Source organism: Marinagarivorans algicola, from assembly GCF_001292705.1.
Classification (GTDB): domain Bacteria; phylum Pseudomonadota; class Gammaproteobacteria; order Pseudomonadales; family Cellvibrionaceae; genus Marinagarivorans; species Marinagarivorans algicola.
In genome coordinates this window covers 1-7,076 of sequence record NZ_LGAK01000076.1, presented here as the reverse complement: position 1 = coordinate 7,076, position 7,076 = coordinate 1, and the positions used below count along the sequence as shown (strand labels likewise).

Below are 7,076 nucleotides of genomic sequence, written 5' to 3'. Positions count from 1 at the left end.
CGTTTTTGCCGGCGTACAAACACAAGCTCGGGCATGGCCGCCGCAATCGCCTGTTGCAAAGCATTGAGGTGCGATACATAAAAAGTATAGGGCTCGGTGTCTTTAATAGCCGGTAGCGCTAATTGTTGGCGTACTGTATTGGCCATCACTTTAGCCTCGACCAAGGCGCGGCTATCAACCTGTAATTCACTAGGCATGGTATGGCTACGCATAAGGCTAATGAGCGTGCTGATATCACAAGCATGGGCCTGCCACTGTTTAAGTATTTTATGCCCGCCTTCGGTATTAGGCAGCTGAATAAGCCTGTGCGTTTGGCTAAGTGCACAGGCCACATCCACCATGGCGCAGCGTAATACCGGCGTTGGCATGGCAGTAATAAGGTGTGCAAAAAGCGTGTCGAGTGGTAGTCGCGATAAGACTTTACCGTGCTCGGTAATGGCCCCATCATCATAAATGACTTGCATGTTAATCAGCTTATCGCGGGCGCGTGTTAAGGCGGCCGCAGGCAGCGTGCTAGGCAGTGATAATAACCCTAACACCTCACCACAACTGGCCGCCGCTAGCATGGGCTCGACTAAGTCTTCGCGCAATAGCTCGGGCGGTGTCGTGGCCACTAATGGCGCAAACTCGCCATAAAGGCGCAGGCATAAGCCCGCTTGGGTACGGCCGGCACGGCCTTTGCGCTGCTCGGCACTGGCTTGGGATATCGCCTGCAAGCTCAGCACGGTGCGCCCGCCCCGCTGGTGCGTGCGCCGCTCTAGGCCCGAATCAATGACGATGGTCACCCCGGGAATCGTGAGCGAGGTCTCGGCAATATTGGTGGCCAATACCACCTTTCTTGTTTGAGCGGCGCTGGTTGTGAGCGCCTGCTGTTGATTGTGTTTTGTTTCGGCGGCGTGTAACGCAATAATATTCAGCGCTGGATATTCGCGCGTTAAAGTTTGCAAAGTGCTCTGGCAAGCCGCTATTTCACGGCGGCCGGGTAAAAATACAAGTATGTCGCCCGGCTGCCTTGCTAGCGCTTGCTCAACGGCACTGCGTACCTTGGTGTCTAAATGGCTTTGCTCGGGCATCGCTTGTACATTGCCGCTTAAATATTCAACACTCACAGGGAAACTTCGCCCTTCAGAGATTAACCGTTGACCCCCTAAATAGTCGCTCAGTTGCTGGCTATTAAAGGTGGCCGAGGTTAGCACTATGCGGTGGCTGTCTTTATCTTGAGCATGGTTTTGAGTATTGTCTTGAACATGGTTTTGAGCATTACTTTGGTTTTTTTGCTTAAGCAGCGCCAGCAGTAAGTCGGTATCCCAGCGGCGCTCGTGAAACTCGTCAATAATAATGGCTTTAAAATCGCGCAAGCCGTTATCACTTAACCAGCGCAAAGCAATACCTGGCGTGACAAAAATCACTTGGGTGTCTGATTTAAATTTTGCGTCAAAGCGAATGGCATAACCCACCCCTTCGCCCAGCGGGGTATTATCGAGTTGCGCAACATATTCGGCCAAGGCCGTACACGCCACCCGCCTAGGCTCTACCACTAACACTTTGCCATTGGCTTTGGCCCATAATGGCAAGCGGGTCGATTTACCCGAGCCCGTTTCGGCTTGCACCACCAAGTGGTGCGTTTTAATGGCTAAGGCAAAGTCCGATTGTATTTTATCGATAGGGAGTAGGTTCATGCTGTTGTAGGCCTGTACACGGGTTAAAGCGGGCATCATTTAACTGGCATTGCTTTAAATGGGTATCGCTTTAAGTAAAAGATGCAAAGGCACAATACTAACAGCAATAATTTTTATCGCAGCGCAAAGGCCTAGCGTATTGACGCCACAGCACTACGCACTATCGCCGTTATTGAGTCGCTCGAGTAGTGCCATACTCACGTTGCCGGGCACGTCGGGCTGCGCTTCTTTGGCCGCTTCCAACTGCTCAAACGCAGTCGCCAACTCGGCAGGCAAGGCAAAGTGCTCGGGTATATAAGGAAACACATCGTGTTTGTATTGGTACTCTTGCAGCCATTCGGCTTTTTTGGCCAGCGGCCATTCAAGCCGGTTAAATCGGCTAATCAGCCGCTCACTCAGCTGCTCTTCTAACGCTAAACGGTAACCCCCCGAATCATCGATAGTCCCTAGTACTAAGTTTAAACGCTCAAAGGCCTGCATTAACCATTCAAATTTCTGCTCATTATTTAAGGGGTTATTATCGGTATCTAGTTGCTCAAAAACCAAGCTCAGCAGTTCATTGGCATCATTAAAATATTTACCCACTTTGCTCCACATATTAGGGCCATGCACTAAGACTTTTTTAGGCAAAGCTTGGGTGAGTACTTTTTTATAATTGGCCGGGCTACCAGAGGCTAACAATAAGTGTATTTGCCACTTTTTTTTAAGCTGGGTGTCGGCGATTATGGTCTGTGCAAACCACTCGGCAACTTGCTCGGGCGGTTGCTGATTAAAGTAATCTGTAAGCTGCTGTATAGATTTAATCTGGGTGGCCGAAGGAGGTTTGGGCATGGTTAAGTCCTGCAAGATCGTGTTGGCAGCCGGCATATTAAGCGCCTGCCGCAAATAAGGGAATAAAGTTGGGTAATCGGTGAGAACTAAGACTCTACAAAATACGTTGGCAAGCTAAGCCTGTAAAGCGCTTAGCTTTCACAATATCGTCAATTAAGCACACCTTCAATTGACTCGGGCACCAACACTAAAGTTCAGCAGGTACGCGGCTAGTTTTATGGCTAGGTTTGTGCGTAATTTTGTGGGTGGTTTTGTGGGTAGCCTTATACTAGAAGCCTCTTATCCGTCAACTCTCGACCAGCACAGCAAACGTTGCTCAAAAACGCCGTTAACTCATCCCTGAGGGCTCTACTCGACATCCTGTCTCAAAAGTTTTGGCAACGCATGCCGCACTGGCCTCACGGATATTTTGAATTGGGTAAAACGAGTAAATAGTTACAGCTCACACGCATTACGGTGTAGCTCAAGGTAGGCTTGGGAAGGTAGGTAAGCGTTGGGCAGCTGAATTTTCAACCCTCTTTTTCGATAAAATAGGCCTGCACACTCGGCTGTGCACCCTGTGCTTTTAACGCTGGCCCTAGCACTAAGCGATAGTCTTCATCCAGCGTAAACAAATGTTGGTCAAAGGCGGCATCGTAAGTAGCCGAAAGATATAAATCATTGCACAAGTCTAAGCGTGCGGTTTTATTGCTAGCCCAAGGCACAGCACAATATGGCTCGCCCTATTTAACGCTGCAATATTCAGCCCTATGATACAGCAGCGGTTATCGTAAAGAGTCTATCCCGACCGTATTCACTCTGAAAATTAGCCTGTACTAGCAACACAAATACAACTCACCGAAGCTTGACGGCTGATGAACAGTTGGTAGCATGCATAACCTATTCAATTTTTATTACCAATGAAGCACACCGGCACTATAGATAATATATTGCCAGCAGCCATGATAGCTTGCTACTTCTATCTCTCCTCTAAAATAAAGGATCATTCATGCAACAAGCCGGTATTTATGAGCAGCTCATCACTCAACTGGTTGAGAGCCGCCTTGATCGAGACCGCTTCTACATTGGTGAGCGCGAGTTAAATAATAACGAAGCATCTATTTGGCTATCGCGTTTTTTATCCAACATTCTCAACTATGCGATAGACTCGATACCCTCTGGGAGTGATCGCCTACAGCAACAAATAATGCTTTCGAATAACCTACTACTGTGGATTAAAGATCAAATTCAAGATAAAGATTTTATTGATGAAAACCTGATTGCGAGTCAAGGTAAAATTCTTACCGGCCTTTATCATCATAAAAACCCTGTTGCTTCGAATTTAAAACAATACATTGAAAACATTTCACCTCTAACAGGGCTAACAAAAAGCGAGCTTTTTTGTGGTAGCAATGCAAGTTTATCTCTGGAATCTGAACTTAAAAGGGAAATTTTATCATCCGATAAAATCTATTGGCTAGTCTCGTTCATAAAGTGGGCAGGTATTAGAATATTCAGGAAAGAGTTAGAGGAGTTTACCTCCAGTGGCCGTGAACTTAAAGTTATTACCACCTCTTATATGGGTGCCACAGATTCTAAGGCAGTTGAGTATTTAGCTAAACTGCCTAATACAGAGGTCAAACTCAGCTACAACACTAAGCGCGAACGACTACACGCAAAAAGCTATTTATTTTTGCGTAATACCGGATACCAAACTGGCTATATCGGATCTTCTAATTTGTCGCATTCTGCGCTAACCAATGGCCTGGAGTGGAATTTAAAAATCACCTCACAAGAAATCCCACATATTATAAAAAAATCACTCAGTACTTTCGAAACCTATTGGGCCTCCAATGATTTCGAAGTATTCAATGGTGATAGCATTAGTACAGAAAAGTTAAAGCGAGCCCTGCAGCTGCAAAAAGGTGAAATAGACAACAGCCCATCTCACTTTTTTTCGATCACCCCCTTCCCCCATCAAAACGAAATTTTAGAGCAACTAGCCGTTGAACGCAGTATACATAAACGCTTTCGCAATTTGGTTGTAGCCGCTACAGGAACAGGGAAAACACTTATCTCAGCCTTTGATTTTTCTCGCTACTTAAAATCAAAACCGAATTCGACTTTTTTATTTCTAGCCCACCGTGAAGAAATTTTAACGCAAGCCCGCTCGGCCTATCGAGGAGTACTCCGCGACAACCTGTTTGGTGAGCTATGGGTGGGTGGCCATAACCCTGGGCATTACCGACAACTATTTGCTTCCATCCAAAGCATCAATAACGCACTAAAACAACTCAATTTGACCTCAGATTATTACGACTTCATTGTTATTGATGAAGTACATCATATATCTGCAAACAGCTATCGAGCGGTGTTGGAGCACTTTAAACCTGACATTTTACTAGGGTTAACTGCGACACCTGAGCGTCATGATGGAGCTGATATTTTAAGTGATTTTAATGGTGTAATTGCTGCGGAGCTCCGCTTACCTGAGGCTATTAATCGCCGCCATCTTTGTCCATTCCAGTATTTTGCTATTGATGATGATACTGACTTACGTAGTATTCCGTGGAGTCGAGGGAGATATGATATTACACAATTAACCAATCTATACACAAACAACCAAAACCGCTTTGACAAAATATTATTAAGCCTACAAGAGATCGTGACTGATATTTACAACATGAAAGCATTGGCATTTTGTGTAAGCCGTGATCACGCACAGTATATGGTTAAACAACTTTTACTAAAAGGCATAAAAGCGGACGTACTAAGTAGTGATAACAGCCATGAGCGCCAGCAAAAGCAGCAAGCTATTCGCTCGGGCGATATAAATATTTTGTGTGTAGTAGACATATTTAATGAAGGCATTGATATCCCTGAAGTAGACACCCTACTTTTCTTACGCCCCACTGAAAGCTTAACCATATTTTTGCAGCAACTAGGCCGAGGGTTGCGATTATCCGAAGAAAAAGAATGCTGCACGGTATTAGATTTCGTAGGTAATTCTCGCCCAGAATATGACTTCGCCAACAAATTTAGAGCCTTAATTGGTAAAAGTAATCGCGCAATTAGTGATGAAATTAAGCAGGGCTTCCCTCATGCACCACTTGGCTGCCGCATTGAGCTCACTAAGCGTACTCAAGAAATGATCCTAAATAATATTCGTCAAGCATCACTCACCTTACCTCGTATTCACGCAATGATTCGCCAGTACCCCCAGCATTCATCGCTACCACTCACACTGTCTAACTTTGTAACTCAACACCCACATATCAACCTCAACGAACTGTATAAACGAGGATGCTGGGCTCAACTAGTTAATGCCGCTCAGAATACAGAGAAAACAGAACCTAATGAGTCCGCGTTGAAAATGCTTAAAAAGGCTATTAACAACCGTATTCTCACCTGTGATGATCACAGCTATCTATCATCCTTAAAATACCTTTGCCTCAATGACTTCACACCCACAAACATCAATAATCGACAAGTAATGATGTGTCATTATGATTTTTGGCAAAAAAACGGTTATGAAGTCGGCTTTAAATCAATCGAGGAGAGTTTAGATAATCTCAAAAAACTTGGTATTTCCGAGGAGCTTTCTGATATTTTGGATTGGCAGCTAGCTAAAACTAAACACGATCAGCCTCTTATGCCTGATCTACAGGATGTTCCATTACGATTACATGCTCGTTACGCCAGAGAACAGATTCTAGTAGGCTTTGGCGCGACAACTTTCGAACGCCAACCTCCTGCGCGAGAAGGACTGTTTGCAATCAAAGATCAAAATATCGAGTTATTGTTTGTAACACTCGATAAAAACGAAAAGCAGTTTTCACCCACAACTATGTATCACGATTACGCCATAAATGAAGATTTGTTTCATTGGCAATCACAAAACAGCTCTCGCCCCGACCAAGGGAGAGGTAAAGATTACATTATGCATCGCAATATAGGTAAGCGACTATTCCTTTTTGTGCGCGAACAAACCAAAGATGAATACGGCCGAACAATGGGATTTGTGAATTACGGAGAAGTCGAATACATAAGCCACACCGGCTCACAGCCTATGAGTATCACTTGGAAACTACGAGCCCCCATGCCGACATTCATGTGGCAGCAGGCTGCGAAGTTAGCGGTGGGCTAGCCCCCCCCTGCAATAAAATACTGGCAAAAGGCCTGCAGGATGTAGGTTATTCTGGCTATGCAGGAGTGTATCACTTGCAAGGACAGGCACTCGTTTTAGTATCCAGCTTAGCAATAACTCTCGATGCTTCAACCGCCATAGCTCTATGCAACTCAAACCCCTTACCTTCAACCACTTGACGAACCTCTGTCAAACTTAGGATTAACGCTTATTTCTCTAAGCGACTGTTTTATGTAGGATTTTTTTATGGGGCATTCTGATCCCCGCCTCTTTAGGAAAAAGCCTACTAGTGAACTCTTCCAACACTTGCAGGGACAGGCACTCGCTTTAATCACCCTCAAGCATTAGCTCCGCAAGTTAATAACCTAAACGCTTAACGGCAAGTACGGGCACCCCGCCACGGCCAATACTCATCATAAGCGCTCAATCAACAACTGCGT

4 protein-coding genes are annotated in these 7,076 nt (G+C 45.3%); 1 reads left to right on the top strand and 3 read right to left on the bottom strand.

The genetic code is table 11. The annotated features are described in order from the left end of the window. From AC438_RS15975 to AC438_RS15965, 3 genes are all read right to left on the bottom strand, one after another. The coding region (locus AC438_RS15975; RefSeq protein WP_053982264.1) for a helicase-related protein at positions 1–1,718 on the bottom strand (1,718 nt) is incomplete at its 3' end. 114 nt (positions 1,719–1,832) lie between these two features. Further along, positions 1,833–2,510 (bottom strand): hypothetical protein, encoded by a 678-nt coding sequence (locus AC438_RS15970; RefSeq protein ID WP_162230769.1) that lies wholly within the window; start codon positions 2,508–2,510, stop codon positions 1,833–1,835. A gap of 509 nt (positions 2,511–3,019) precedes the next feature. Further along, positions 3,020–3,214 (bottom strand): hypothetical protein, encoded by a 195-nt coding sequence (locus tag AC438_RS15965; RefSeq protein ID WP_053982262.1) that lies wholly within the window; start codon positions 3,212–3,214, stop codon positions 3,020–3,022. Between the two features lie 284 nt (positions 3,215–3,498). Here AC438_RS15965 and AC438_RS15960 point away from each other — a divergent pair, with 284 nt between their 5' ends. Next, on the top strand, positions 3,499–6,636 hold the full coding sequence (locus tag AC438_RS15960) for a DUF3427 domain-containing protein (RefSeq protein ID WP_053982261.1): 3,138 nt from the start codon (positions 3,499–3,501) through the stop codon (positions 6,634–6,636). The last annotated feature ends 440 nt before the right edge of the window (positions 6,637–7,076 follow it).

Coding starts and splice junctions, on each gene's coding strand:
- AC438_RS15970 (WP_162230769.1), bottom strand. CDS start 2,510: ATGCCCAAACCTCCTTCGGCCACCCAGATTAAATCTATACAGCAGCTT.
- AC438_RS15960 (WP_053982261.1), top strand. CDS start 3,499: ATGCAACAAGCCGGTATTTATGAGCAGCTCATCACTCAACTGGTTGAG.